The sequence below is a fragment of the Pseudomonas sp. 8O genome (assembly GCF_902506495.1).
GTDB classification, from domain to species: domain Bacteria; phylum Pseudomonadota; class Gammaproteobacteria; order Pseudomonadales; family Pseudomonadaceae; genus Aquipseudomonas; species Aquipseudomonas chaetocerotis.
Genome location: NZ_LR733263.1, coordinates 443,997 through 469,066, shown reverse-complemented (window position 1 = coordinate 469,066; position 25,070 = coordinate 443,997). Strand labels below are relative to the sequence as shown.

At 63.2% G+C, this 25,070-nt stretch carries 26 protein-coding genes; 15 read left to right on the top strand and 11 right to left on the bottom strand.

The genetic code is table 11. The features are described 5' to 3' along the window. The first annotated feature begins 75 nt into the window (after positions 1 to 75). Both GV002_RS02080 and rsd read left to right on the top strand, forming a co-directional pair. Complete coding sequence (locus GV002_RS02080; RefSeq protein WP_160016839.1) at positions 76 to 567, top strand: disulfide bond formation protein B; 492 nt, start codon at positions 76 to 78, stop codon at positions 565 to 567. A 236-nt stretch (positions 568 to 803) separates the two neighbouring features. After that, the gene (rsd, locus tag GV002_RS02075) at positions 804 to 1,277 is read left to right on the top strand and encodes a sigma D regulator (protein WP_160016838.1); all 474 of its coding nucleotides are present in this window, start codon (positions 804 to 806) and stop codon (positions 1,275 to 1,277) included. 208 nt (positions 1,278 to 1,485) lie between these two features. Here the strand turns inward: rsd and GV002_RS02070 are convergent, their stop codons facing one another. Continuing rightward, the gene (locus GV002_RS02070) at positions 1,486 to 2,133 is read right to left on the bottom strand and encodes an FKBP-type peptidyl-prolyl cis-trans isomerase (protein WP_160016837.1); all 648 of its coding nucleotides are present in this window, start codon (positions 2,131 to 2,133) and stop codon (positions 1,486 to 1,488) included. A gap of 136 nt (positions 2,134 to 2,269) precedes the next feature. Here GV002_RS02070 and GV002_RS02065 point away from each other — a divergent pair, with 136 nt between their 5' ends. Beyond that, the gene (locus GV002_RS02065) at positions 2,270 to 3,091 is read left to right on the top strand and encodes an AlgP family protein (RefSeq protein ID WP_160016836.1); all 822 of its coding nucleotides are present in this window, start codon (positions 2,270 to 2,272) and stop codon (positions 3,089 to 3,091) included. On the opposite strand, the gene GV002_RS02060 is transcribed toward GV002_RS02065, so the two are convergent. Then, positions 3,088 to 3,531: a TIGR02444 family protein gene (locus tag GV002_RS02060; RefSeq protein ID WP_160016835.1), complete on the bottom strand. Its 444-nt coding sequence runs from the start codon at positions 3,529 to 3,531 to the stop codon at positions 3,088 to 3,090. The two genes, GV002_RS02065 and GV002_RS02060, sit on opposite strands and share 4 nt — an antisense overlap. Positions 3,532 to 3,569: 38 nt before the next feature. Here GV002_RS02060 and GV002_RS02055 point away from each other — a divergent pair, with 38 nt between their 5' ends. From GV002_RS02055 to GV002_RS02030, 6 genes are all read left to right on the top strand, one after another. Next, the gene (locus tag GV002_RS02055) at positions 3,570 to 5,483 is read left to right on the top strand and encodes an ATP-binding cassette domain-containing protein (protein WP_160016834.1); all 1,914 of its coding nucleotides are present in this window, start codon (positions 3,570 to 3,572) and stop codon (positions 5,481 to 5,483) included. Beyond that, entirely contained in the window at positions 5,483 to 6,022 is a 540-nt protein-coding gene (locus tag GV002_RS02050) for a mechanosensitive ion channel family protein (protein WP_160016833.1), read from the top strand. Before GV002_RS02055 ends, GV002_RS02050 begins: the two co-directional genes overlap by 1 nt. Positions 6,023 to 6,098: 76 nt before the next feature. Further along, on the top strand, positions 6,099 to 6,731 hold the full coding sequence (locus tag GV002_RS02045) for a LysE family transporter (protein ID WP_160016832.1): 633 nt from the start codon (positions 6,099 to 6,101) through the stop codon (positions 6,729 to 6,731). A gap of 161 nt (positions 6,732 to 6,892) precedes the next feature. Continuing rightward, positions 6,893 to 8,782 (top strand): FTR1 family protein, encoded by a 1,890-nt coding sequence (locus tag GV002_RS02040; protein ID WP_160016831.1) that lies wholly within the window; start codon positions 6,893 to 6,895, stop codon positions 8,780 to 8,782. Between the two features lie 127 nt (positions 8,783 to 8,909). Beyond that, complete coding sequence (locus GV002_RS02035; RefSeq protein WP_160016830.1) at positions 8,910 to 9,245, top strand: enhanced serine sensitivity protein SseB C-terminal domain-containing protein; 336 nt, start codon at positions 8,910 to 8,912, stop codon at positions 9,243 to 9,245. A gap of 52 nt (positions 9,246 to 9,297) precedes the next feature. Beyond that, on the top strand, positions 9,298 to 9,747 hold the full coding sequence (locus GV002_RS02030; RefSeq protein ID WP_160016829.1) for a YaiI/YqxD family protein: 450 nt from the start codon (positions 9,298 to 9,300) through the stop codon (positions 9,745 to 9,747). A 90-nt stretch (positions 9,748 to 9,837) separates the two neighbouring features. On the opposite strand, the gene GV002_RS02025 is transcribed toward GV002_RS02030, so the two are convergent. Together GV002_RS02025 and elbB are read right to left on the bottom strand one after the other, a co-directional pair. Next, positions 9,838 to 10,305, bottom strand: coding sequence for a thioesterase family protein (locus GV002_RS02025; protein WP_160016828.1), 468 nt, complete (start codon positions 10,303 to 10,305; stop codon positions 9,838 to 9,840). 229 nt (positions 10,306 to 10,534) lie between these two features. After that, entirely contained in the window at positions 10,535 to 11,194 is a 660-nt protein-coding gene (elbB, locus tag GV002_RS02020; protein ID WP_160016827.1) for an isoprenoid biosynthesis glyoxalase ElbB, read from the bottom strand. 164 nt (positions 11,195 to 11,358) lie between these two features. Between elbB and GV002_RS02015 the strand changes: the two genes are divergently transcribed. Beyond that, positions 11,359 to 12,639 carry a sterol desaturase family protein gene (locus GV002_RS02015; RefSeq protein ID WP_160016826.1) on the top strand — a complete coding sequence of 427 codons (1,281 nt, stop codon included), beginning with the start codon at positions 11,359 to 11,361 and terminating at the stop codon, positions 12,637 to 12,639. Between the two features lie 59 nt (positions 12,640 to 12,698). Here GV002_RS02015 and GV002_RS02010 read toward each other — a convergent pair whose 3' ends face one another. After that, positions 12,699 to 13,253 carry a DedA family protein gene (locus tag GV002_RS02010; RefSeq protein WP_160016825.1) on the bottom strand — a complete coding sequence of 185 codons (555 nt, stop codon included), beginning with the start codon at positions 13,251 to 13,253 and terminating at the stop codon, positions 12,699 to 12,701. A gap of 334 nt (positions 13,254 to 13,587) precedes the next feature. On the opposite strand from GV002_RS02010, the gene hemB reads away from it, so the two are divergent. Continuing rightward, positions 13,588 to 14,601: a porphobilinogen synthase gene (gene hemB / locus GV002_RS02005; protein WP_160016824.1), complete on the top strand. Its 1,014-nt coding sequence runs from the start codon at positions 13,588 to 13,590 to the stop codon at positions 14,599 to 14,601. Between the two features lie 19 nt (positions 14,602 to 14,620). Further along, the gene (ppk1, locus tag GV002_RS02000) at positions 14,621 to 16,804 is read left to right on the top strand and encodes a polyphosphate kinase 1 (protein WP_160016823.1); all 2,184 of its coding nucleotides are present in this window, start codon (positions 14,621 to 14,623) and stop codon (positions 16,802 to 16,804) included. A gap of 255 nt (positions 16,805 to 17,059) precedes the next feature. Here ppk1 and ppx read toward each other — a convergent pair whose 3' ends face one another. The 6 genes from ppx to GV002_RS01970 form a co-directional block, all read right to left on the bottom strand. Next, a complete protein-coding gene (ppx, locus tag GV002_RS01995; RefSeq protein ID WP_178094550.1) occupies positions 17,060 to 18,562 on the bottom strand; it encodes an exopolyphosphatase in 1,503 nt (500 codons plus the stop codon). 86 nt (positions 18,563 to 18,648) lie between these two features. After that, positions 18,649 to 19,170, bottom strand: a complete 522-nt coding sequence (locus GV002_RS01990; protein WP_160016822.1) for an ureidoglycolate lyase — start codon at positions 19,168 to 19,170, stop codon at positions 18,649 to 18,651. Then, positions 19,167 to 19,898 (bottom strand): amino acid ABC transporter ATP-binding protein, encoded by a 732-nt coding sequence (locus GV002_RS01985; protein WP_160016821.1) that lies wholly within the window; start codon positions 19,896 to 19,898, stop codon positions 19,167 to 19,169. Before GV002_RS01985 ends, GV002_RS01990 begins: the two co-directional genes overlap by 4 nt. After that, the gene (locus GV002_RS01980) at positions 19,885 to 20,535 is read right to left on the bottom strand and encodes an amino acid ABC transporter permease (protein ID WP_178094578.1); all 651 of its coding nucleotides are present in this window, start codon (positions 20,533 to 20,535) and stop codon (positions 19,885 to 19,887) included. Before GV002_RS01980 ends, GV002_RS01985 begins: the two co-directional genes overlap by 14 nt. Then, entirely contained in the window at positions 20,532 to 21,197 is a 666-nt protein-coding gene (locus tag GV002_RS01975; protein WP_160016819.1) for an amino acid ABC transporter permease, read from the bottom strand. Before GV002_RS01975 ends, GV002_RS01980 begins: the two co-directional genes overlap by 4 nt. Positions 21,198 to 21,214: 17 nt before the next feature. Further along, positions 21,215 to 22,000 carry a transporter substrate-binding domain-containing protein gene (locus GV002_RS01970; protein ID WP_160016818.1) on the bottom strand — a complete coding sequence of 262 codons (786 nt, stop codon included), beginning with the start codon at positions 21,998 to 22,000 and terminating at the stop codon, positions 21,215 to 21,217. A 287-nt stretch (positions 22,001 to 22,287) separates the two neighbouring features. Here GV002_RS01970 and GV002_RS01965 point away from each other — a divergent pair, with 287 nt between their 5' ends. The 3 genes from GV002_RS01965 to rho all read left to right on the top strand — a co-directional run bounded on the left by GV002_RS01965 (position 22,288) and on the right by rho (position 24,997). Continuing rightward, positions 22,288 to 22,992: a FadR/GntR family transcriptional regulator gene (locus GV002_RS01965; protein ID WP_160016817.1), complete on the top strand. Its 705-nt coding sequence runs from the start codon at positions 22,288 to 22,290 to the stop codon at positions 22,990 to 22,992. Positions 22,993 to 23,101: 109 nt separating this feature from the next. Then, the gene (trxA, locus tag GV002_RS01960) at positions 23,102 to 23,428 is read left to right on the top strand and encodes a thioredoxin TrxA (protein ID WP_003458627.1); all 327 of its coding nucleotides are present in this window, start codon (positions 23,102 to 23,104) and stop codon (positions 23,426 to 23,428) included. A 309-nt stretch (positions 23,429 to 23,737) separates the two neighbouring features. Next, on the top strand, positions 23,738 to 24,997 hold the full coding sequence (gene rho, locus GV002_RS01955; RefSeq protein ID WP_003458629.1) for a transcription termination factor Rho: 1,260 nt from the start codon (positions 23,738 to 23,740) through the stop codon (positions 24,995 to 24,997). Positions 24,998 to 25,070: the final 73 nt, after the last annotated feature.

Genomic DNA, 25,070 nt, shown 5'->3' with positions numbered 1-25,070 from the left:
GATTCATGGGGCGCCTTGAAAGGCGCCCTCGCTTTCCTCTACCGTACTGCCCTCGATTTCCCTCCCGGAGCCACCATGCACTTGGCCAGCCCGCGTCCCCTGTTTTTCCTGGCATTCATCGGCTGCGTAATGCTGATGGCGGTTGCCCTTTATCTGGAACATGTCGTCGGGCTGGAACCCTGCCCGATGTGCGTGTTACAGCGTATCTGCGTGATTCTGTTCGGCGTGGTCTGCCTGATCGCAGCGATCCATGGCCCCGGTAGTTTCGGCCGCCGCATCTACGCCGTGCTGGCCTTGCTGTTTGCCGGTGCTGGTGCCGCTACCGCCGGCCGGCAGATCTGGCTGCAGAGCGTGCCAGCCGACCAGCTCGAAGCTTGCCTGCCGGGTCTTGAGTACATGATCGAGGCTTTTCCTCTGCAGGAGATCGTCAGCAAGGTGTTCCGTGGTACGGCGGACTGTGCTGAGGTCAACTGGACGCTGTTCGGCATGAGCATCCCCGAGTGGAGCCTGCTTGGTTTCATCGGCATGCTCGGGTTTTGCCTGTTCCAGCTGCTGCGTCGCAATTGAGAATGCGAATTGCACGAAGCCACGCGGGTCGTGGCTTCGAGATTAAACGCTCGTATGAAACTTTCTCGCGGCGATGCCTTGATGGTGGGTGCCCACGGGCATAATCTGGCTCGCACGCACCGCCGGAAAAATGCCATTTTGCGGTTGCCTTCCCAAGGCCAAGCACCGATTGACAGAATAACGTCTCGGGAGCGGACGTATAACAGGCATTATCGATAAGGGAAGCGAGGTTCATCATGCTTGAGAGTTGCCAGAACGCACAGGAACGTTGGGGTGGGGTTCACCAGTTGATTGACCGCTGGCTTGGTGAACGCCGCGAACTTGTGCTGGCTTACACCGCCCTTACCAAAGCGCCGCAGGCGCCAGCCATCAACGGTGAGTCTCTGCAGGGGTTCTGCGAGTTGCTGGTGGACTACGTGTCTGCTGGACACTTTGAGGTCTACGAGCAGCTGACCAACGAGGCCAAGGCCTTCAATGATCAGCGTGGTCTGGAACTGGCCAAGCAGATCTACCCACGCATCGAAGCCATTACGGCGGTCGCGCTGACCTTCAACGATCACTGCGACAACGGCGATTGCCGCGACAGCACGTCGCTGGTGGCGGAGCTCAATCATCTGGGGCAGTTGCTGCACGAGCGCTTCGAACTGGAAGACTGCCTGATCGAAGTGCTGCACAACGCGCATCAGGAACAGGCCGCCGAAGCGCTCTGAACTCGTGCTGGCAATGGCCCGGAGCACTCCGGGCCTTCAGGTTGATGCCAATCAGCTAAGCGTCGACGCATCAAGTTTGTAGGAGCGGCGCCTCGCTGCGAATCAGGACGGTGCGCACTTGAACGCACTTGAAAAGCTTCGCCCCGGGGCGGGGTTCCTACGCAGGGCCGCGTCTTGTCGGATCGGTATCAGGCCGACAGGCCGACGCTCAGTCGGCCACGTCGAGCAAGCGTAGATCGAACACCAGTGGCGCATAGGGTGGTATCAGGTCACCCGCGCCTTCCTCCCCGTAAGCCTGATCCGACGGAATCACCAGGCGCCAGTGAGCGCCTTTCGGCATTTGCAGCAACGCGCTGCGCCAGCCGCCGATCAGGCTGTCCAGGCGGAACCACTGCGGTGTGCTGCTCTCGTCGAAGACGCTGCCGTCCGCCAGTTCGCCTCGGTAGCTCACCTGTACTCGGCTGCGAGCGGTGGGTGTGGGACCGTTGCCGGGGCTGAGCTCGGTCACCAGCACGCCGTTGGTCATTGCCCGCACGTCAGGGCGGCGGCTTTGTTCGGCGAGAAAACGCTGCTGCGCCTCGATGGCCCTGCTATGGCGCTGCGGTGAGGCTTCGATACGCGTTTCGTGCTCATCGAGCAGCTGCTCGATCCGGCTGGCGTCGAGTCGCAGGGGCTTGCCCTCGTAGGCCTGGCGCAAGCCTTCGATCAGCTCGCTCAGCGGCAGGTCTGGCACCTCTTCATGCAGGCGCTCGCCAAGGCGCACGCCGAGGCTGTAGGCCAGATCCTGCTCGTGCTGGTCAGCCTGCACGCCCAGGCTGCAACAGATAGCGAGGGCGGCTAGTACGGCGCGGCTCATGACGATGTCTCCCGATCAAGATGCTGCCGATTATGCCAGGCGAGTAGTGCCTTTGCTGTCATGGCTAAAAGGCCTATGGCGAGCCCTCGCGGCTGCGTCTAGTATGGTCGCGTTCACATCCGCCAGGAGGCGCGCCATGTCGGCCAAGAAGAAGTCCATCACTACCCCGCTGCACCTGCTGCACCAACTGTCTACCAGCCTGCTCGAGCACCTGGAAAATGCTTGCTCGCAAGCGCTGATCGACGCCGAGAAGCTGCTTGCCAAGCTGGAGAAACAGCGCGGCAAGGCTCAGGAAAAACTGCACAAGGCTCGCAGTAAACTGCAGGACGCCGCTGTTGCCGGCAAGGCCAAGGCGCAAGGCAAGGCCAAGGATGCAGTCGCCGAGCTGGAGGAGTTGCTCGATGCGCTCAAGGCCCGTCAGAGCGAAACCCGCACCTACATCGCCCAGCTCAAGCGTGATGCTCAGGAAAGCCTGAAGCTGGCGCAGGGTGTTGGCAAAGTTAAGGAAGCGGCCGGCAAGGCGCTGGATGTGCGTGAAGCGAAAGCTGCTGCTCCAGCCGTCAAGCCGACCAGCAAACCGGTCGCGGCGAAGAAGCCGGCTGCTGCGAAGGCACCAGTGAAGCAAGCCCCGGCCAAGCCGGCTGCCACCAAACCGGCGAGCAAACCCGTCGCCAAGCCAGCCGCCAAGCCTGCTGCGGCAAAAGCACCGGCCAAGCCCGCAGCGGCCAGTAAACCTGCCTCCAAGCCCGCTGTTAAGCCGGCTGCCAAGGCTGTGCCTGCAAAACCCGCGAGCAAACCAGCCAGCAAGCCGGCTGTAGTGAAGAAGCCAGTCGCTGGGAAGGCGCCGGCGAAGAAGGCTCCGGCCAAGCCAGCCGCCGCAGCGGTTGCTCCGGCAGCCCCTGCTGCTCCTGCGACGACCAATGGAGCCACCGCCCCGGGTACTCCGAGCGCGTCCTAAGGGGGATCAACGGCGCCGCGCAGCACCTGCAGCGTGGCGCTGTTCCCTTCAGCCAGGCGCACCAGCCAATCGTTGTCGCCTGCCTCGTCTGGCCAGTTCTCGGCCAGCGCCTGCAAACGATCGAGCAATATCCGTTCGGCCTGCAGTTCCAGTTTCTTGACCTGCTCACGTAAGGCTGCGAGTTCCGCATCCTGGCCTGCGTTCGCGCGCCAGTCTTGGCGTACCTGACGCAAGGGCGTGACTACCTCGCGTTGCCACGGGCCGGCTAATGCCTGCAGAGCTTGCAGGCGTTCATCCAGGCAGCGCACGCCACGCCTCTGCAACCAGGCGCCGGTCAGCAGCAGGCAAACGTCGTTACCCGCTTCCTGCAACTCCAGGCAGGCCTGTTCCACGCCTGCTCTGGCGTAGAGTTCGAGGGCGAAATTCCACAGATCCTGCACGCGGCCTCCGGGGCGATTTGGTAGACTCCGCCGCCATTATGATCCGACTCCAGAACCTCACTCTACAGCGTGGCCCGCAGCGCCTTCTCGAAGGCGCCGAGCTGACCCTGCACGCCGGCCACAAGGCCGGACTGATCGGTGCCAATGGCGCCGGTAAATCCAGCCTGTTCGCCCTGCTGCGCGGAGAGCTGACACCTGATGCCGGCGATTGCCTGCTGCCCGGTGACTGGCGCATCGCCCATATGCGCCAGGAGGTCGACACCCTCGATCGTCTGGCGGTGGATTACGTGCTCGACGGCGATCACAACCTGCGCCGCGTGCAGGCCGAACTGGCTGCCGCCGAACAGGCGCACGACGGCGCCGCCATCGCCCGCCTGCACAGCGAACTGGACAGCGCCGACGGCTATACCGCCGATGCCCGCGCGCGCAAGCTGCTGGCCGGCCTGGGTTTCGAGAATGCGCAGATGGACCGCCGTGTCGGCGACTTCTCCGGCGGTTGGCGCATGCGCCTGAACCTGGCCCAGGCGCTGATGTGCCCGTCCGACCTGTTGCTGCTGGATGAACCGACCAACCACCTGGATCTGGATGCGATTCTCTGGCTGGAAGGTTGGCTGCAAAGCTACCCCGGCACCCTGTTGCTGATCTCCCACGACCGCGATTTTCTCGATGCCGTGGTCGATCACGTCGCCCATGTCGAGCAGCGCAAGCTGACGCTGTACCGTGGTGGCTATACGGCCTTCGAGCGTACCCGTGCCGAGCGTCTGGCCCAGCAGCAACAGGCCTACGAGAAGCAGCAGGCGCAACGCGCCCACATGGAAAAATACATCGCCCGCTTCAAGGCCCAGGCCACCAAGGCGCGTCAGGCACAGAGCCGGATCAAGGCCCTGGAGCGCATGGAGGAGCTGAGCGCGGCACATGTCGACTCGCCCTTCGACTTCGTCTTCCGCGAAGCCGACAAGATCTCCACGCCACTACTCAGCCTCAGTGAAGGCCGCCTCGGTTACGGTGACAAGACCGTGTTGCAGCAGGTCAAGCTGAGCCTGGTGCCGGGCGCGCGCATCGGCCTGCTCGGCCCCAACGGCGCGGGCAAGTCGACGCTGATCAAGAACCTGTCGGCCGAACTGCAGCCGCTGAGCGGCAGCCTGAGCCGTGGTGAGAACCTGGTGATCGGCTATTTCGCCCAGCACCAGCTCGATGCGCTGGACGACAAGGCCAGCCCGCTGCTGCACCTGCAGCGTCTGGCGCCCAGCGAGCGCGAGCAGACCTTGCGCGATTTTCTCGGCGGCTTCGACTTCCGTGGCCCGCGTTGCGACGAGCCGGTGGTGAATTTCTCCGGTGGGGAGAAGGCGCGTCTGGCCCTGGCGCTGATCGCCTGGGGCAAGCCCAATCTGCTGCTGCTCGACGAACCGACCAACCACCTGGATCTGGAAATGCGCCTGGCGCTGACCATGGCCCTGCAGGAATTCGCGGGCGCCGTGGTGGTGGTATCGCACGATCGCCATCTGCTCAAAAGCACCACCGACGAGTTCCTGCTGGTTGCTGAAGGGCGCGTAGTGCCGTTCGACGGCGACCTCGATGACTATGCGCGCTGGCTGGTCGATTACCGTCAGCGTCAGGCACCACCGAGTGCGCAGGTCGAAGGGGCGGCGGACAAGACCGACAAGCGCGCCCAGCGCCAGGCTGCTGCGGCGTTGCGCCAGCAACTGGCCCCGCACAAGAAACAGGCGGAAAAGCTCGAACAGGAGCTGGGCAAGGTGCAGGAAAAGCTCGCCGCCGTGGAAACCCGGTTGAGTGACAGCGGTCTGTACGAGTCCGCGCGCAAGGACGAACTGCGCGAGTGTCTTGCAGAACAGGCACAGCTCAAGGCCCGCGAGGCCGAACTCGAGGAGGCCTGGCTGTTGGCGCTGGAAACCCTGGAGGCGTTGCAGCAGCAACTGGAGGAAGCCGAGTAATGGAACAGCTTGAACTGTTGGCGGCCTGGCGCGACCCGCTGATTCGTACCGGCCAGGTGTTGCTGATCATCCTGCTGGCCTGGCTCGCTCAGCGCATTCTTACCCGCGCCATCAGTCGCCTTGGGGCGCGCTACAGCCTGTTGCCGGCCGAAGTGCTGCAGCCGCTGCGGGGCCTGGTGCGCTGGCTGATCATGGGCAGCGCGCTGCTCATGGTGCTCGAGCGCCTGGGGGTTTCGGCGACGGTGTTGTGGACGGCGCTGACCGGTTTCACCGCTGTCGCCGCGGTGGCGTTCTTCGCCATCTGGAGCGTGCTGTCTAACATGTTCTGCGCGCTGCTGATCTTCACCATGGGGCCGTTTCGCCTGGGGGATACCGTCGAGGTCATCGAAAGCGCCGACAAGCCGGGCGTGAAAGGGAAGGTGATCTCCATCAACCTGTTCTACACCACCCTGCAGGATCTCAGTGAGGAGGCTGTCGGCGCCGTGTTGCAGGTGCCCAACAGCCTGTTCTTCCAGAAGTCGGTGCGCCGCTGGCGCTGACCGGCTGGTCGAGTCGCTGGAGCAGGAGTAGGCTGTGCTGCTCTTCCCCTGAATTCAGCTTCTCGAGGTACGCATCATGGCATTGGAAACCTGGCTCGCTTTCTTCGTCGCCTGCTGGGTGATCAGCCTGTCGCCGGGTGCCGGTGCAGTGGCGTCGATGTCTGCCGGTATGCAGTACGGCTTCTTGCGTGGTTACTGGAACGCGCTCGGCTTGCAGCTCGGTCTGGCGTTGCAGATCGCCATCGTCGCTGCGGGCGTGGGCGCCATTCTTGCTACCTCGGCCTTGGCCTTCAGCGTGATCAAGTGGTTCGGCGTGGCCTATCTGGTGTTCCTCGCTTACAAACAGTGGGTCGCGTTGCCCAGCGACCTGGATACTGGCACGGCCGAACGTCCCATCGGCCGGCCGCTGGCTCTGGTGTTGCGCGGCTTTCTGGTCAACTTCAGCAACCCCAAGGCGATCGTCTTCATGCTCGCGGTGCTACCGCAGTTCATCGATCCGCATGCGCCGCTGGTGGCGCAGTATCTGGTGATGGGTGTGACCATGATCATCGTGGATCTGATCGTCATGGCCGGCTATACCGGCCTCGCCTCGCGCGTCCTGCGTCTGCTGCGCACTCCCCGTCAGCAGCGAGTAATGAATCGCAGTTTTGCCGCGCTGTTCGCCGCCGCTGCGGGCTTGTTGGCGACCGTCAAGCGCGCGGCGGTCTGAGCCTCGTTTGGCATCGACCGCCTGGCGGTCGATGCTGCTCTGAGAAATCGCTGCTTATGCTCCGTTCGGCTGATTGTTACCAGATATTTCAGATAGTTCTTGTGCTCGATCGTTAGGCCAGCAACAATTTAATGTCACCCATTCTCGTTTGGGATGCATTGATGATCCGCTTTCGTTTCCCCCTTTCCTGGCTGATGCTGCCCTTGCTGGCCTGTCTCAGCTTTCTCGCCGTTGGCGAGCCTCTCGATGGTGCCGTACAGGCACTGCACCTGATCGGTTACATCGGCGCTGATTACCCGGCCACCGTCGCGGGCGGCCAGGTCGTCGATGCTGGCGAATACCAGGAACAACTGGAATTTCTCGATGTGCTGCAGGGCCTGATCGTCGCCTTGCCCGCTCAGGCCGGCCGCGCCGAGCTGGAGCAGGGCGTTGCCAATCTGCGTCAGGCGATTGCCCTGCGCCAGCCGGGCGAGGAAGTCGCTGGCGCCGCGCGCAAACTGGGCGCTCGTTTGGCCGAGCTCTATCAGGTGGCGCAGAGCCCGGTACTGACACCGGACCCGGAGCGTGGTGCGCCGCTCTACGCTCAGCACTGCTCGGTGTGCCACGGCGATACCGGCCTGGGTGACGGGCCTGCCGGCATCGGCCTGGAGCCAGCGCCAGCGAATCTGCGTGATGTCGCACGTCTGGACCGGCTGAGCCTCTTTGATCTCTACAACACCCTCGGCCTGGGCATCGAAGGTACCGATATGCCGGCCTTCGCCGATCAGCTCGACGACCGTCAACGCTGGGACCTGGCGGTCTATATCGCCGGTTTCACTGCAGCACAGACGCAGGGCCAGACACGCTTCGCCATGAGCGAGCTTGCAGGGCGCACGCCCGCCGAAATTGCTGCCGCCGGTGGCGATGTCGCCGCGTTCCGCGCTCAGCGCGCGCATCCGGTGCTGGAACAGCGCGGCCCGCAGCAACTGATCGGCTACACCCGCTCGACCCTGGAGCGCAGCCTGCAGGCCTATCGCGAAGGTGATCGCGAGCAGGCCTATGACCTCTCCGTAGGCGCCTATCTGGAAGGCTTCGAACTGGTCGAAAGCGCCCTCGACAACCTCGATGCCCTGCAGCGCAAGACCACCGAGCGCGCTCTGATGGCCTATCGGCAGGCGCTGCAGGATGGCGCGAGTGTTGCGCAGGCTGCCCAGGCACTGGAGCAGGCCAAGGCCGAGCTGGACAAGTCTGCTGCGCTGCTGGCCGATGGCGCGATGGACGATAGCCTGAGCTTTTTCGCCAGCCTGTTGATTCTGCTGCGTGAGGGGCTTGAGGCCATTCTGGTGCTGGCAGCGATTCTCGCCTTTCTGCGTAACACCGGGCAGCAGCAGGCGGTGCGCAGTGTGCACATCGGCTGGGCCCTGGCACTGCTCGCCGGTGTCGCGACCTGGGCGGTGGCGGCCTATCTGATCGACATCAGCGGTGCTCAGCGAGAGCTGCTCGAAGGCGCCACAGCGCTGTTCGCCAGTGTGGTGCTGCTGTGGGTCGGTGTGTGGATGCATGACCGTCGCCACGCCGCTGCCTGGCAGGACTACATCAAGAGCAGCCTGGTCGGTGGCGGTGGTCGTTTTGGCTTCGCCGTGCTGGCGTTCTTCTCGGTGTATCGCGAACTGTTCGAAGTCATCCTGTTCTACGAAACCCTCTGGCTGCAGGCGGGGCCCGCCGGCCATGGCGCCGTTCTGGCTGGTGCCGCTGCCGCTCTGGTGCTGTTGATCGGCCTGGCCTGGGTGATCCTGCGTGGCTCGCGCAAATTGCCATTGGCGACCTTCTTCGGCGTCAATGCGGTGCTGCTGTGCGTGCTGTCCGTGGTCTTCGCCGGCCATGGCGTGGCTGCGCTGCAGGAGGCTGGCGTGCTCGGCACGCGTCCGGTGGCTTTCTTCGAGTTCGACTGGCTTGGCATTCATGCCGATGCCTGGAGCCTGTCGGCTCAGGGGCTGGCGCTGGCCGGCATCGCGTTGCTGTATGGGCGTAGCCTGCTGGGGGAGCGTCGGCGCATGGCCGAGCAGGCCTAGGTAACCGAATCAGGCATACACGAGGGCGAGCTTTGCCCGCCCTCGTTGCGTCATAGCGTGAACCGCCGCTACGACAGCGAGTCTCAGTGCACCTAGGCTGCTTCCAATCCCTTTGCCGAGTGCGCGCATGTCCTCTTCGATCCACTCCACTCATTACGCCGACAGCCCCGATCTGGCGCTGGCTGTACTGCGTCACCCCGCCCTGGAGCAGGCACTTTCAGCGGCCTGTGCCCAACTTGCTGTACGTGAGGCCTTTCTCGCTGCGTTGCGCGATCCAGCCATCGGCCCGCAGCCGCGGCTGCTGTTGGCCATTTCCGGTGCTGACATGAGTGGCCAGCGTCGCCTGGCGGCACTGGTCGCCGAGCTGCTGCCGGACGAGGTGGAGCTGGATCTGATCGAGTTGGCCGAGGACAACCTGTCGCGCGCCGTGCGTGAGCGCTGCGAGCCGTTCTACCAGGCCTGAACCGCGCGCCTGCTGGCATACTGGGCGCTGGTTTCTCTGCGGAAGTTGCTGCATGCGCGTATGGATCGACGCCGACGCCTGCCCTCGGGCGGCGCGGGATCAGGTGGTCAAGTTCGCCCTCAAACGAGGTTTAGAAGTGGTGCTGGTCGCCGGCCAGGCCGTTGCCCGGCCGAATTTCGCCTGCGTGAAACTGATCGTGGTGCCCAGCGGGCCGGACGCAGCTGATGATCATCTGGTGGAGCATGCAGTGCCCGGCGAGCTGGTGATCTGCAGCGACGTGCCGCTGGCCGACCGCCTGGTGAAGAAGGGTGTAGCCGCGCTCGACCCGCGTGGTCGCGAGTTCGACGAGCGCAACATGGGCGAGCGCCTGGCGGTGCGCAATCTGTTCACCGACCTGCGCGAGCAGGGCCAGGTGGGCGGTGGTCAGGCGCCGTACTCGGAAAAGGACCGGCAGGCGTTCGCCAATGCGTTGGATCGAATTCTCACGCGGCTGAGTCGATAGCTGCCCCGGATTGCATCCGGGCTACGGGGCGTATGGCAAACCCATTTTCAGCGTTGTAGCCCGGATGAAATCCGGGAATGGCGGGCTCGGTCAGCCACACAGATAGGTGCCAGTGCCCACCGCTACCAGCACGCCCTCGTCGTTGTGCAGCTCCATGCGGATCACTGCCACCTTGTTGCCGGCGCGCAGCGGTGTGGCCGTGGCGCTGAAGCGCTGCCCCCGGCCCGGGCGCAGGTAATCGATGCGCAGGTCGATGGTGCCGAGCTTGGACAGCTTGCTCATGCGTTCGGCCGGCGGCAGGTGCTGGTGATTGGCGAAGGCGCCGATCAGCGCCATGGCGCCGCCGCAAACGTCTAGCAGCGAAGAAATAACCCCGCCGTGCAGAATGCCGTGGACGAAGTTGCCGATCAGTTCGGGCTTCATCGGCAGGTGCATGGTCACCCGCTCGGGGCTCAGTTCATCGAGCTCGATGCCGAGCACCTGATTGAAGGGAATACGCTGGAAGAAGCTGGCCACCGCCTGTTGCAGGTCGGGGCTGAGGACGAAGGGCTGGGACATGGCAGGGGCTCCGGGAAATCCTGCCGCCACGCTGCCGCAGCCGGAACGGCTTGACCAGCGGCGCGGCCGGACTGCCCTGACCAATGACCGATGCGCCCTGTAATAGGGTGCTAGCCGGTAGGCTGGAACCTTGAACTTTGTAGGGTGGGCTTCAGCCGACACTGATCGATACTGAAGCTCAAGCGGAACGCCTTCCTGCCCACCCTACAAAGTCCCGGCATAGCGTCAGTCAGTGGTGCGTCAGTTCCAGCACGCGGTCGACCAGTTTGTTGATGCCCGATGCTGCTTCGGCGATGGACTGGGCGAGCATGTAGGCCGGTGTGGTCACCAGCTTGCGCTGGCTGTCTTCGATGATTTCACTGACCTCGCACTCATGGTGCTCGGCGCCCATCTGGGTCAGGGCGGCGGCGGTGTCGTGGTCGCTGCCGATGGTGCAGACCACGCCGGCGCCGAAGATCTTCGCCGCCAGGGCCGGTGCGATGCACATCAGGCCGACCGGCTTGCCGGCATCGACGAAGGCCTTGCAGGCGGCCAGGACGTCCGGTTGTACGGTGCAGCCGGCGCCACTGGTGGCGAAGTCGGAGAGGTTCTTCGCTACGCCGAAGCCACCGGGCAGGATCAGTGCGTCGAACTCGGCCACATGCAGCTCTTTCACGTCCTTGATCTGGCCGCGGGCGATGCGCGCAGACTCCACCAGGACGTTGCGCGTCTCGTCCATCTCGTCGCCGCTGTAATGGTCGACCACGTGCAACTGCGGCACGTTGGGGGCGAAACACTGCACGTCGGCGCCACGCTGGTCGAGGCGCAGCAGGGTGATCACGCTTTCATGGATCTCGGCGCCATCGTAGACGCCACAGCCGGACAGAATCACTGCCACTTTCTTGCTCATGCTCGACTCCTGGTGAGGAAAAACGCGACCGTGAAGCGGGCGCGGGTATTACCAATTCTGGGGTTGTCGCCAAATGCCACTCGGGCTGTCATTTGCCGCCGCGAATGCTGGCGAAGCTGCGCATAGGATGAATAACAGCTCATTCCCGACACAAGTACAACGATATGGCGTTCGTTCTCTACGCAGTGCCCTTCTTCTTCCTGCTGATCGGCCTGGAATTGCTCGCTGACCGCTGGCGCGGTATGCGCACCTATCGCCTGGCCGATGCCCTTAACAGCCTCAGTGCCGGCGTGTTGTCGCAGGCCACCGGGATTCTCACCAAGGTGGTAGGCCTGCTGACCTACGCTTTCGCCTGGGAGCATCTGGCGCTGTTCGAACTGTCCGAAGGCAGCCTCTGGGTGTGGCTCTTCGCCTTCGTCTTCTACGACTTCTGCTACTACTGGAACCACCGTCTGGGCCATGAGCGCAACGTGCTCTGGGCCGCCCATGCGGTGCACCACCAGAGCGAGGACTACAACCTTTCCACTGCGCTACGGCAAACCAGCACCGGTTTCATCTTCGGCTGGATCTTCTACCTGCCGATGGCGCTGGTCGGCGTGCCGCCGCTGGTGTTCTTCAGCGTCGCGGCCCTGAACCTGCTTTACCAGTTCTGGGTGCATACCCGGCATATCCCCAAGCTGGGCTGGTTCGAGTGGCTGTTCATCACCCCGTCCAACCACCGTGTGCACCATGCACAGAACCCTATCTACATGGATCGCAATTACGGCGGTGTGTTCATTCTCTGGGATCGAATATTCGGCACCTTCCAGGAGGAGCTCGACGAAGAGCCGGTGATCTTCGGTGTGACCGTGCCGCTGGCCAGTTGGAACCCCTTGTGGGCCAACCTGCAGGTGTATGCCGGTCTGTGGCGCGATGCCAAACGCGCCAGTTCCTGGTGGGACCGGCTGCGCATCTGGTTCATGCCCACCGGCTGGCGTCCTGCCGACGTGGCGGCACGCTATCCGCAGACCAAGGCGGATCTGCGCAATTTCCGCAAGTTCGAGGTGCCTTTGGGACGTGGCGCGCAGCTCTACGCGTTGCTGCAGTTCGTCTGCTACCTGCTGGCCGGCGTGTGGCTGCTGGCGCAGGGTGACTCGCTTGCAATCGGCGCTGTGCTGCTGGCGTGCCTGTGGGTGGCCCTGGGTCTTTGCAGCATCGGCATGTGGCTGGAGAATCGTGCCTGGGCGTCGAGATTCGAGTTATTGCGCCTGGCGGCCAATCTGCCCCTGCTGTGGCTGGCCGGTGATCTGGACATGCTGGTCATGAATGCAGCTGTCTGGAGTTGCCTGGCTGGCTACAGCCTGATCAGCCTGCTCGGATTATGGCTGGTGCAGCGCGGAGGGCGGACCGGAACGCCGGCCACTGGTAGCGAAGCGAACAGTTCGCCGTTGGCGCATGAGACCTGAGCCTGCAATGGCGTAATGCCCGCGGCGAGCGGATCGCCGGCCGGTACGCCCTACTGCGTTCAGCCGCGTCGGCGCTGACGCCAGCGGTTTAGCCAGGCGAGGGCGAGCAACAACACCACAGCCGCGAGCAGGATGACCTGGTAGTTGCGCAGTTCTTCCAGCAATCCGCCCATGGCATTGCCCAGACTGTAGGCCAGCAGGCTGATGCCGCCAGCCCATACACCGGCACCGATGGCGTCGAGCAACAGATAGCGGCGCCAGGGATAGCCGGACAGGCCGATGGTCAGCGGCATCACCGTGCGCAGGCCGTAGAGAAAGCGAAAGCACAGCACCCACAGATCCGGGTAGCGCTGGATCAGCGCGCTGGCGCGTTCGCCCAGCGGTTGCCAGCGTGGCTTGCGTGCCAGCAGCGCGCGGCCGTGACGGCGGCCGAGGTAGTACCACAACTGGTCGCTGGCGAAGGTGCCGAGAAAGGCGCACAGCGCCACCCATTCGATCTCAAGCACGTTGCGCACGGCCATGTAGGCCGCCAGCAGCAGGGATACTTCGCCTTCGAGGAAGGTGCCGAGTACCAGTGCCGGGTAGCCAAACTGGCGGATAAGATCTTGGAGCATGCCGTGAGCTCAACGATGCAGGTGCTGAAGACTACTCTGACCATGGGAAACCCGGAAGGTGGCGTGCCATGCCACAATGCGCGACTGGCTGTGCGACGTGCCGTCGCACGCGGTCATTTGGTCGTCATCATTTGGTCATAATGTTCGTAGAACCTATCCACGATCTGCTGCGCGTCGGCTCTGCTGCGTTAGAAACAGGCTCAGACTGCTCATGTGCTGGGGCACACTCCGCCTCCTCGCCTGTTTTTGCCTGGCACAGCTCTAGCTCGCGAAATCGTGCACAGGTTCTATAACCTGTCACACTGGCCCGCCCGTGCGGGCTCTGGAGTCTGCCGTGAGCGTTACCCCCGCCAATCGTCTGTTCCCTGCCACTCGCCTGCGGCGTAATCGCCGCGATGATTTCTCCCGCCGTCTGGTGCGCGAAAATCGCCTGAGCGTCGATGATCTGATTCTGCCGGTGTTCGTCCTCGACGGCGAGAACCGTCGCGAAGCCGTGCCGTCGATGCCGGGCGTCGAGCGTCTGTCCATCGACCTGCTGCTCAAGGAAGCCGAGCATTGGGTCGAGCTGGGCATTCCGGCGCTGGCGCTGTTTCCGGTCACGCCGCTGGAGAAGAAATCCCTCGACGGTGCCGAGGCCTGGAACCCGGACGGCATCGCCCAGCGCGCGATTCGTGCCCTGCGTGAGAAATTCCCCGAACTGGGGGTGATCAGCGATGTGGCGCTCGACCCCTTCACCACCCACGGTCAGGACGGCATTCTCGACGACTCCGGCTACGTGCAGAACGACATTACCGTCGATGCCCTGGTCAAGCAGGCGCTGTCGCATGCCGAGGCCGGTGCCCAGGTTGTGGCACCGTCGGACATGATGGACGGCCGCGTGCAGGCGATCCGCGAGGCGCTGGAACTGGCTGACCACGTCAATGTGCGCATCATGGCCTACTCGGCCAAGTATGCCAGCGCCTATTACGGCCCGTTCCGTGACGCCGTGGGCTCGGCCGCCAATCTCGGCAAGGGCAACAAGCTCGGCTACCAGATGGACCCGGCCAACGGTAACGAGGCGCTGCATGAAGTGGCCGCCGATCTGGCCGAAGGTGCCGACATGGTCATGGTCAAACCCGGCATGCCCTACCTGGACATCCTCTGGCGGGTGAAGGATGCCTACAAGGTGCCGACCTTCGTCTACCAGGTCAGCGGCGAGTACGCCATGCACATGGCGGCGATCCAGAACGGCTGGCTCAGCGAGGCGGTCATACTGGAGTCACTCACCGCCTTCAAACGTGCTGGTGCCGATGGCATCCTCACCTATTTCGCCGTACGGGCGGCAGAACTGCTAAAACAAGGGCGATGACGCCCTCAGGAACCCAGCGATGAACAGCGAAGGACTCAACAGCGAAGTGCTCGACAACAACCCGCCTCAGGTCGAGGTGGTCGCCGAGACGCCCGTGGTGGAAACCCCGCCGCCGGCTCCGACTCCCAGCCTGGATGACAGCAGCCTGTACATCCACCGTGAACTGTCGCAGCTGCAGTTCAATATCCGGGTGCTGGAGCAGGCGCTGGACGAGTCCTATCCGTTGCTCGAGCGCCTGAAATTCCTGCTGATCTTCTCCAGCAACCTCGACGAGTTCTTCGAGATTCGCGTCGCCGGCCTGAAGAAGCAGATCAACTTCGCCCGCGAACAGGCTGGCGCAGACGGCCTGCAGCCGCACCAGGCGCTGGCGCGAATCAGCGAACTGGTGCACGAGCAGGTCGACCGCCAGTACGCGATCCTCAACGACACCCTGTTCCCGGCGCTGGCCAAGCACAACATCAACTTCATCCGCCGCCGTTACTGGACCACCAAGCTCAAGGCCTGGGTGCGTCGCTATTTCCGCGACGAGATCGCGCCGATCATCACCCCCATCGGCCTCGACCCGACGCACCCTTTCCCGTTGCTGGTGAACAAGAGCCTGAACTTCATCGTCGAACTGGAAGGCGTCGATGCCTTCGGTCGCGATTCCGGTCTGGCCATCATCCCGGCGCCGCGCCTGCTGCCGCGCATCATCAAGGTGCCGGAAGACGTTGGCGGCCCTGGCGACAACTACGTGTTCCTGTCGTCGATGATCCATGCCCACGCCGATGATTTGTTCCAGGGCATGAAGGTCAAGGGTTGCTACCAGTTCCGCCTGACCCGCAACGCCGACCTGTCGGTGGACACCGAGGACGTCGAGGACCTGGCGCGTGCCCTGCGTGGCGAGCTGTTCAGTCGTCGTTATGGCGATGCGGTGCGCCTGGAAGTGGTCGACAGCTGCCCGAAACACTTGCGCGATTATCTGCTCAAGCAATTCGGCCTGACCGAGGGCGAGCTGTACCAGGTCAACGGCCCGGTCAACCTGACCCGCCTGTTCAGCATCACTGGCCTGGATAACCACTCGGACCTGCAGTACGCGCCGTTCACCCCGGTGATCCCCAAGCTGCTGCAGAACGCCGAGAACATCTTCAGCGTGGTCAGCAAGCAGGACATCCTCCTGCTGCATCCCTTCGAGTCCTTCACCCCGGTAGTGGACCTGCTGCGTCAGGCGGCGAAGGACCCGCACGTGCTGGCCATCAAGCAGACCCTGTATCGTTCTGGCGCCAACTCGGAGATCGTCGACGCCCTGGTGGAAGCAGCGCGTAACGGCAAGGAAGTCACCGCAGTGATCGAGTTGCGTGCGCGCTTCGACGAAGAATCCAACCTGGCCCTGGCCAGCCGCCTGCAGGCTGCCGGTGCAGTGGTGATTTACGGTGTGGTCGGCTTCAAGACTCACGCCAAGATGATGCTGATTCTGCGTCGCGAGAATGGCGAAATCGTTCGCTATGCCCACCTTGGTACCGGCAACTACCACGCCGGCAACGCCAAGCTGTATACCGACTACAGCCTGCTCACCGCCGACGTGGCCTTGGGCGAGGACGTGTCCAAGCTGTTCAGCCAGCTGATTGGCATGGGCAAGACCCTGCGCATGAAGAAGCTGCTGCATGCGCCCTTCACCCTGAAGAAGACCCTGCTCGAACTGATCGCCAAGGAAACTGCGGCCGCTGCCGAGGGCAAGCCGGCGCAGATCATCGCCAAGTTCAACTCACTGACCGATCCGAAGATCATCCGTGCGCTGTACAAGGCCAGCCAGACCGGGGTGAAGATCGACCTGGTGGTGCGTGGCATGTGCTGCCTGCGACCGGGTATTGCCGGGGTGTCGCACAATATCCATGTGCGCTCGATCATCGGCCGCTTCCTCGAACACACGCGGGTGTTCTACTTCCTCAATGGCGGTGACGAACAGATCTACCTGTCCAGTGCCGACTGGATGGAGCGCAACCTCGACAAGCGTGTCGAGACCTGCTTCCCGGTCGAGGGCAAGAAGCTCATCACCCGGGTGAAGAAGGAGCTTGAAAGCTACCTGACCGATAACACCCAGGCTTGGGTGTTGCAGTCCGATGGCCGCTACCTGCGCCAGCAGCCCACCGGCAACCAGAATCCACGTAGCGCTCAGTCCGGGCTGCTGGAGAAGCTGACCGCGCCGGTGATCATCGCACGCTAGAAAAGCCGCTTGCGGCCATCTGATGACCCTCTCCCACTGGGAGAGGGTGGCCGCAGGCCGGGTGAGGGTTGAGGCTGCGTGCCGTAGCTTTGCGAAGCACTTCCTGCGCCGATGAGCGCCTGATCGCTGGCGATCAGGCCACGGGAGAGCGTGCTGTCGACCTCATAGAACAACGGTTATTTCGGTTTTCGAGCCCCCGGATTGCATCCGGGCTACAGGCTGCCACCCGTAGGGTGCGCCATGCGCACCGGGGTATCAGCGCACGCTCAACGTCAGATCGATACGCTTGAGCCATTCAGCTTCAGCTTCGAAGTCCGCCAGGGTCAGCGGGTTGGCGGCCAGCCAGCCTTCCGGAAAGACGATTTCCAGGCTGTTCTCTCCAACCTTGAACTGCACCTCGGGCATGCTCTGCGTGCCGCGAATATGGTGGAAGAGGATGGCGAAGCGCAGCAGCACGCACAGGCGCATCAGCTTCACGCCTTCCTCGCCGAAGTCGGCGAACTTGTCCCTGGGAATGTTGCGACGGTGGCCGCGTACCAGCAAGGCGAGCATCTGCTGGTCCTGACGGGAGAAGCCGGCCAGGTCCGAGTGCTCGATCAGGTAGGCGCCGTGCTTGTGGTACTGGTAGTGGGCGATGTCCAGGCCCACTTCATGCACCTTGGCACCCCAACTCAGCAGTTCGCGATGCCAGTCGTCGGTCAGGCCCCAATCGGCGGACACCTTGTCCAGCGCCGACAGTGCCTTGGCCTCGACCCGGGCGGCCTGGTCGACATCAACGTGGTAGCGCTCCATGAAAGCCGCCAGCGTGCGTTCGCGCACGTCCTCGTGCTGGTGGCGGCCGAGCAGGTCATACAGCACGCCTTCGCGCAAGGCGCCTTCGGAGTGGCTCATGCGCTGAATCTCGCAGGCGTCGAAGATGGCTTCGAGAATCGCCAGGCCGGCGGGGAAGATGCCACGGCGGTCCGGCTTGATGCCGTCGAGGTCGATCTTGTCCACCTCGCCGAGCTTGAACAGTTTGCGCTTGAGCCAGGCCAGCCCTTCGACGGTGATTTCGCCATTGCTCAGACCCGCAGCCTTGGTCGTCAGGCCGATTGCCTTGATGGTGCCGGATGCACCGACGGCATCTTCCCAGCCGAGGCGGCGCAGGCCCTGTTCGATACCCATCAGTTCCAGACGAGCGGCGGTGTAGGCCTGGGCGTAGCGCGCCGGGGTGATCTTGCCGTCCTTGAAGTAACGCTGGGTGAAGCTCACGCAGCCCATCTGCAGGCTCTCGCGCAGCAGCGGCTCGAAGCGCTGGCCGATGATGAACTCGGTGCTGCCGCCGCCGATGTCGGCGACCAGGCGTTTGCCGGGGGTGTCGGCAATGCTGTGGGAGACGCCCAGGTAAATCAGGCGTGCTTCCTCGCGGCCGGAAATTACCTCGACCTGATGGTTGAGAATTTCCTCGGCGCGGCGAATGAATACGGCGCGGTTGCGCGCTTCACGCAGGGCGTTGGTGCCGACGATACGGACGGCGCCTTCCGGCAGCGTGGTGGTGAACTGGGCGAAGCGGCGCAGGCAGTCGAGCCCGCGCTGCATCGCTTCCTCGCTCAGCTGACGCTCGTCGTCCAGGCCGGCGGCCAGCTGCACCTTGTCGCCGAGGCGCTCGAGGATGCGAATTTCGTGATTGTCGGCCTTGGCCAGCACCATATGAAAGCTGTTCGAACCCAGGTCGATGGCAGCGATCAGGGGGAAACTTTCGGCAGGGGCTTTGGGCATGATTACGGCATCTCGTTCGATTTCCGCGCCATCGTGCCACGACTGAGCGCATGAGCCAACGCATACGGATGTCGCATGAAACTGGTCTAGACCTGTGATTGCTGCAGGTTCAGCACGCTCAGTGGCTGTTTCAACACCTGCTCGTCGCAGTTGTGACCCTCGCCGCCGCGGTCCACCACGATGAATCGGCCGGGGTGCTGCAGACAAAGCAGTGGGTGATGCCAGGTGCCGCGGGCGTAGTTCACACCCTGGTCTGGCGCGCTGACGAAGGCGCGGATCTGCGACTCGTCCAGCTCGCCGGGCGGGGCGACGACGATCAGCATGCGCCCGCCGTCCACCGGATAAAAGGCCTGGCTGCCCAGCGGGTGGCGTTCGAGCATGCGGATGGCGATGGGCGCGTGCCAGGCCTTGCCCTCGAAGATATTCACCAGGGTTCTTGGTGATTCGCCGGCCAGCTCCACCTCCGCCAGGTCGTGGTAGCGCGTGGTGGTGCCGGCGTTGATCGGGAAGGCTTTGGCGCCGGCTGTTTCGATCACGTCACCGAAAGGCGCGAAGGCTGCGCGGGTCAGCGGCTCGATGCGCAGCGCCAGGGGCGCTGGCGCGTTCACAGGTTCACCGAGCCGATGAAGTTGCGCAGCTCTTCGGTCTGCGGGGCGGCGAACAGGGCTTTCGGGTCCCCGATCTCGTGCACCTTGCCGTGATGCATGAACACCAGCTTGTTACCCACTTCGCGGGCAAAGCGCATCTCGTGGGTGACCATGATCAGGGTCATGCCCTCGCTGGCCAGTTGCTTGACCACCGCCAGCACCTCGTTGACCAACTCGGGGTCGAGCGCCGAGGTTATCTCGTCACACAGCAGCACCTTGGGCGACATGGCCAGGGCCCGGGCTATGGCTACCCGTTGCTGCTGGCCGCCGGACAGGCGTTCGGGGTAGGCGTCGAACTTCTCCGCCAGGCCGACGCGTTCGAGCATCTGCCGGGCGATCTTCTCGGCTTCAGCGCGCGAGGTCTTCTTCACCACCTGCGGTGCCAGCATGACGTTCTCGCCGACGGTCAGATGGGGGAACAGGTTGAACTGCTGGAACACCATGCCGACCTTCTGCCGCAGGCTGCGCAGGTCGGCGCGGGCGGCGTCGATGTACTCGCCATCGACTTCGATCACGCCGTCGTTGATCGACTCCAGGCCATTGAGCGTGCGCAGGAAGGTGCTCTTGCCCGAGCCGCTGCGGCCGATGATGGCGACCACTTCGCCTTCTTCGACCTTGAGGTCGATGCCCTTGAGCACGTGGTTGTCGCCGTAATACTTGTGCAGGGCGGTGACGTTAAGCAGTGACATTCAGCCTCCTTTCCAGGCGGTATGCAGCGAGCGAGAGCGGGTAGCAAAGCAGGAAGTAACCGAGGGCGACGAAGCCGTAGACCATGAAGGGCTCGAAGGTGGCGTTGGCCAGCATGCTGCCGGTCTTGGTCAGCTCGGTGAAACCGATGATCGAAGTCACCGCAGTGCCCTTGACCACCTGTACCGAGAAGCCGACGGTGGGTGCCACGGCGATACGCAGGGCCTGCGGCAGCACCACATGGCGCAGTGTTTCCAGGCGGCTCATGGCCAGGCTTTCGGCGGCCTCCCATTGGCCGCGGGTGATCGACTCGACGCAGCCGCGCCAGATCTCGGCGAGAAAAGCGCTGGTGAACAGCGTCAGTGCGGTGGCTGCCGCCAGCCAGGGCGACACGTCGATGCCGAGCAGGGCGATACCGAAGAACACCAGGAACAACTGCATCAGCAGCGGCGTGCCCTGGAACAGTTCGATGTAACCACGGGCAAGGATGCGCGGTGCAGAAAGCGGCGACAGCCGGGCCAGCAGTACCAGCAGGCCGGCGATACCGCCGCAGACGAAGGCCACCAGCGACAGCAGCAGTGTCCATTGCAGGCCGGTGAGCAGGTTGCGCAGGATGTCCCAGAGGGTGAAGTCCATCAGCGCTCTCCCATGATGAAGCGGCGGCCGAACCAGGCCAGCAGTTGGCGAATCAGGATGGCCATGAGCAGGTACAGCGCGGTGGTCAGCAGGTAGGTTTCGAAGGCGCGGAAGTTACGCGACTGGATGAAGTTGGCGGCGAACGACAGCTCCTCGGTGGAAATCTGCGAGCACACCGCCGAGCCCAGCATGACGATGATGATCTGGCTCGACAGCGCCGGCCACACCTTGCCCAGCGCCGGGCGCAGCACCACATGACGGAACGTCTCGAAGCGGCTCATGGCCAGTGCGCCGGCGGCTTCGAGCTGGCCATGCGGGATGGCCTGGATACCGGCGCGGATGATCTCCGTGGAGTAGGCACCGAGGTTGATCACCATCGCCAGAATGGCGGCCTCCCACTCGCTCAGGCGTACGCCGAGCGAGGGCAGGCCGAAGAAGATGAAGAACAGCTGGACGATGAATGGCGTGTTGCGGATCAGTTCCACGTAGACGCCGAAAATCCGGTCGAACGGGCGGATGCGCCAGGCGCGCAGTATCGCCCCGACGATGCCGAGACCGACCCCCAGTAGGGTGCCGATCGCCGTCAGGCCGAGGGTGAAGGCCGCGCCCTGCAGCAGCAGATCGCTGTGCTGCAGGACGGCGGCGAAGTCGAACTGGTACGCCATGGCTCAGCTCTCCGGGCTCAGAGGCCGGCCGGCAGCGGCTGCTTCAGCCACTTCTGGCTGAGCGCATCGAGGCTGCCATCGGCCTTGGCGGCAGTGATGATGGTGTTGACCTTGTCCAGCAGCGTGCTCTGGTTCTTGTTCACGCCGACGTACACCGGCGAATCCTTGAGCTTGAGCTTCATGCTCGGCACGCGCTTGGGGTTGCGCTCGGAGATGGCCACCATCACCACGTTGCCGCTGGCGATCAGTTCCACCTGGCCGGAGAGGTAGGCGGCGATGGTCGAGTTGTTGTCCTCGAAGCGTTTGATGGTGGCGCCTTTCGGGGCGACGTTGCTCAGTTCGATGTCCTCGATGGAGCCCCGGGTGACGCTGATGGTCTTGCCGGCCAGGTCGTCGAGGCTGGCGATGGCGGCGTCTTCCGGGCCGAACACGCCGAGGTAGAAGGGTGCATAGGCGGCGGAGAAGTCGATCACTGCTTCACGCTCTGGGTTCTTGCCGAGGCTGGAGATCACCAGATCGACCTTGCCGGTGGTGAGGAAGGGGATACGGTTGGTGCTGTTGACCGGGGTCAGTTCCAGCTTCACCGCCAGCTTGTCGGCCAGCAGTTGCGCGGTGTCGATATCCAGGCCGCGCGGTTTCATGTCCGGGCCGACCGAGCCGAACGGCGGAAAATCCTGCGGCACGGCGACTTTAAGCACGCCAGCCTTGCTGATGTCCTCGAGTGCATCGGCGTGAGCGGTGCTGGCGCCGAAGGCCAGGGCGGCGAACAGGGTACCCAGCAGGGTGCGGTGAAATTTGCGCATGTCGAACTCCCGATGAATGAACGAAAACTGAAGCGTTTTGCCTGGCTCGTGCAGTGCATCGGCTGTGCCAAGTTCAATGAAATAAGGGCTTTCATCGTTCCAGACGAGTGGAAACAAGGTCTTACTGGTCTGAACAGTTGGCGTAACTGACCAGTTGGTCAGAAGTATTCCTGAGCCATCTCGGTGCGTCCGCGCGATGGGCTGTTCCACAAAGGGGCGTCGCTTGCCTGGAACGGTGTTCTGGCCGTACAAAGGCGACTTCACTGGACTGACCGGCCCGAACAGTCATGAATGCTTCTGCTCCCCGCGCGGTACCCGAATACGCCCTGCAGGCAATCCGCCGCCTGATCGAGGAAGAAGGTTATCGCCCCGGCGATGCGCTGCCGTCGCAGCGCGATCTGGCCGAACGCCTGGGCGTCAGCAGGGCATCCTTGCGTGAGGCGCTGTCGTCGCTCAGCGCGTTGGGCCTGGTCAGTGTGCAGGCCGGTAAGGGTGTGTTCGTTCAGGAGGCAAGCAGGGTCAAGGCATCCGGTGGATTTGTCTGGCCTTTCGCCGCGCAGGTGTCGGCGGCCGATACCTTCCAGCTGCGTTTCGCGCTGGAGGGCTTTGCCTGTGGCCTGGCGGCTGGCGTGATGACCGCCGGGGAGCTGGATATCCTCGAAGACAACGTCGAGCAGATGCGCCGTGAGTTGCGCGCGGGCGACTTCGAGCAGGCGACGCGGCTGGATTTCGAGTTCCACCAGCGCATCCTCGCCGCCAGTGGCAACCAGGCGATGTTTGCCCTGGTCACCTCCAGCGCCGATATCTTTCTGGAGAGCCAGAAGCTGCCGTTCATCCGTCCGGAGCGAGCGATGGAGACCTGGCAGGAGCACCGCAAGATCCTCAAGGCCCTGGCGCGGCATGCCGCTGGCCCGGCGCAAAAGGCCATGCAGCAGCACATCCGCGCCGCCGCGCTGCGCACCGGCATTGCCTTCACCACGTTGGGCGATTGAGGCGTACATGCAGCGCTATTGAAAGGCTCAATCGTCAGTGCCTTTCGGTGTCACTCAAGCCGGGCTATGATGGCGCCACTTTTTTGCTTCCGAATCACGGAGACTCCTCATGAGCGAATTCATCACCAACGTCAGCGACGCCAGCTTCGACCAGGACGTCATCCAGGCTGAAGGTCCGGTTCTGGTCGACTATTGGGCTGAGTGGTGCGGCCCGTGCAAGATGATTGCACCGGTGCTCGACGAGATCGCCAAGGAATACCAGGGCAAGCTGAAGATCTGCAAACTGAACATCGACGAGAACCAGGAAACCCCGCCGAAGTACGGCGTGCGTGGTATCCCGACCCTGATGCTGTTCAAGAACGGCAACGTCGAAGCAACCAAGGTCGGCGCGCTGTCCAAGTCGCAGCTGGCGGCGTTTCTCGACAGCAACATCTGAGTCGTAAGCAGTAGGGTGGATCACGCTTCATCGATCCACCATGGCATCGCAAGTGGTGGATGAGAAAAGCGTCATCCACCCTACGTTGCCTGGTGAAGGCCCCGCAATTTGCGGGGTTTTTCGTTTTCGGGGCTAGACGCTGTTTTTTCACGGTGTTAAATTCGACCCCGCTGCATCCTCCATGCAGCTCTCTGCACGCCGTCGCCGATTCATTCCTATACGAACTCGTTCGCGATCCTGTCGCCTTCTCTGCGGCGCGGCCTCTCAAGCTAACAGCTTTCTTCTCCTCTCGATGATCACGTCATTCCTATGAATCTGACCGAACTCAAGCAAAAGCCGATTGCCGAACTGCTGGACATGGCCGAACAGATGGGCCTGGAAAACATGGCTCGTTCGCGCAAGCAGGACATCATCTTCGCCCTGCTGAAAAAGCATGCCAAAAGCGGCGAGGAAATTTCCGGTGACGGCGTGCTGGAGATCCTCCAGGACGGTTTCGGCTTCCTGCGTAGCGCTGACTCCTCCTACCTGGCCGGCCCGGACGATATCTACGTCTCGCCCAGCCAGATCCGCCGTTTCAACCTGCGTACCGGTGACACCATCGTCGGCAAGATCCGTCCGCCGAAGGAAGGCGAGCGTTACTTCGCCCTGCTCAAGGTCGACAGCATCAACTTCGACCGTCCGGAAAACGCCAAGAACAAGATCCTGTTCGAGAACCTGACGCCGCTGTTCCCCAACAAGCGCCTGACCATGGAAGCCGGTAACGGCTCCACCGAGGACATCACCGGCCGTGTGATCGACCTCTGCGCGCCGATTGGCAAGGGCCAGCGCGGCCTGATCGTCGCCCCGCCGAAAGCGGGCAAGACCATCATGCTGCAGAACATCGCCTCGAACATCACCCGCAACAACCCCGAGTGCCACCTGATCGTTCTGCTGATCGACGAGCGCCCGGAAGAAGTGACCGAAATGCAGCGCACCGTGCGCGGCGAAGTGGTTGCCTCGACCTTCGACGAGCCGCCGACCCGTCACGTCCAGGTTGCCGAAATGGTGATCGAGAAGGCCAAGCGCCTGGTCGAGCACAAGAAGGATGTGGTCATCCTGCTCGACTCCATCACCCGTCTGGCGCGTGCCTACAACACCGTGATCCCGAGCTCCGGCAAGGTACTCACCGGTGGTGTCGACGCCCACGCCCTGGAGAAGCCCAAGCGCTTCTTCGGTGCCGCGCGTAACATCGAAGAAGGCGGCTCGCTGACCATCATCGCCACCGCGCTGGTGGAAACCGGCTCGAAGATGGACGAAGTGATCTACGAGGAATTCAAGGGCACCGGCAACATGGAGCTGATCCTCGATCGCCGTGTTTCCGAGAAGCGCGTGTTCCCGGCGATCAACATCAACAAGTCCGGCACCCGCCGCGAAGAACTGCTGACCGGTGAAGAAGAGCTGTCGCGCATGTGGATTCTGCGCAAACTGCTGCACCCGATGGATGAGATTGCGGCCATCGAGTTCCTCATCGACAAGCTGAAAGCGACCAAGACCAACGATGAGTTCTTCCTGTCGATGAAGCGCAAGTAAGACATCACGTCTTGCCAAAAGGCCGGGGAAACCCGGCCTTTTGCTGTCCGTTACTTTCATGGGCGCTTCTGAA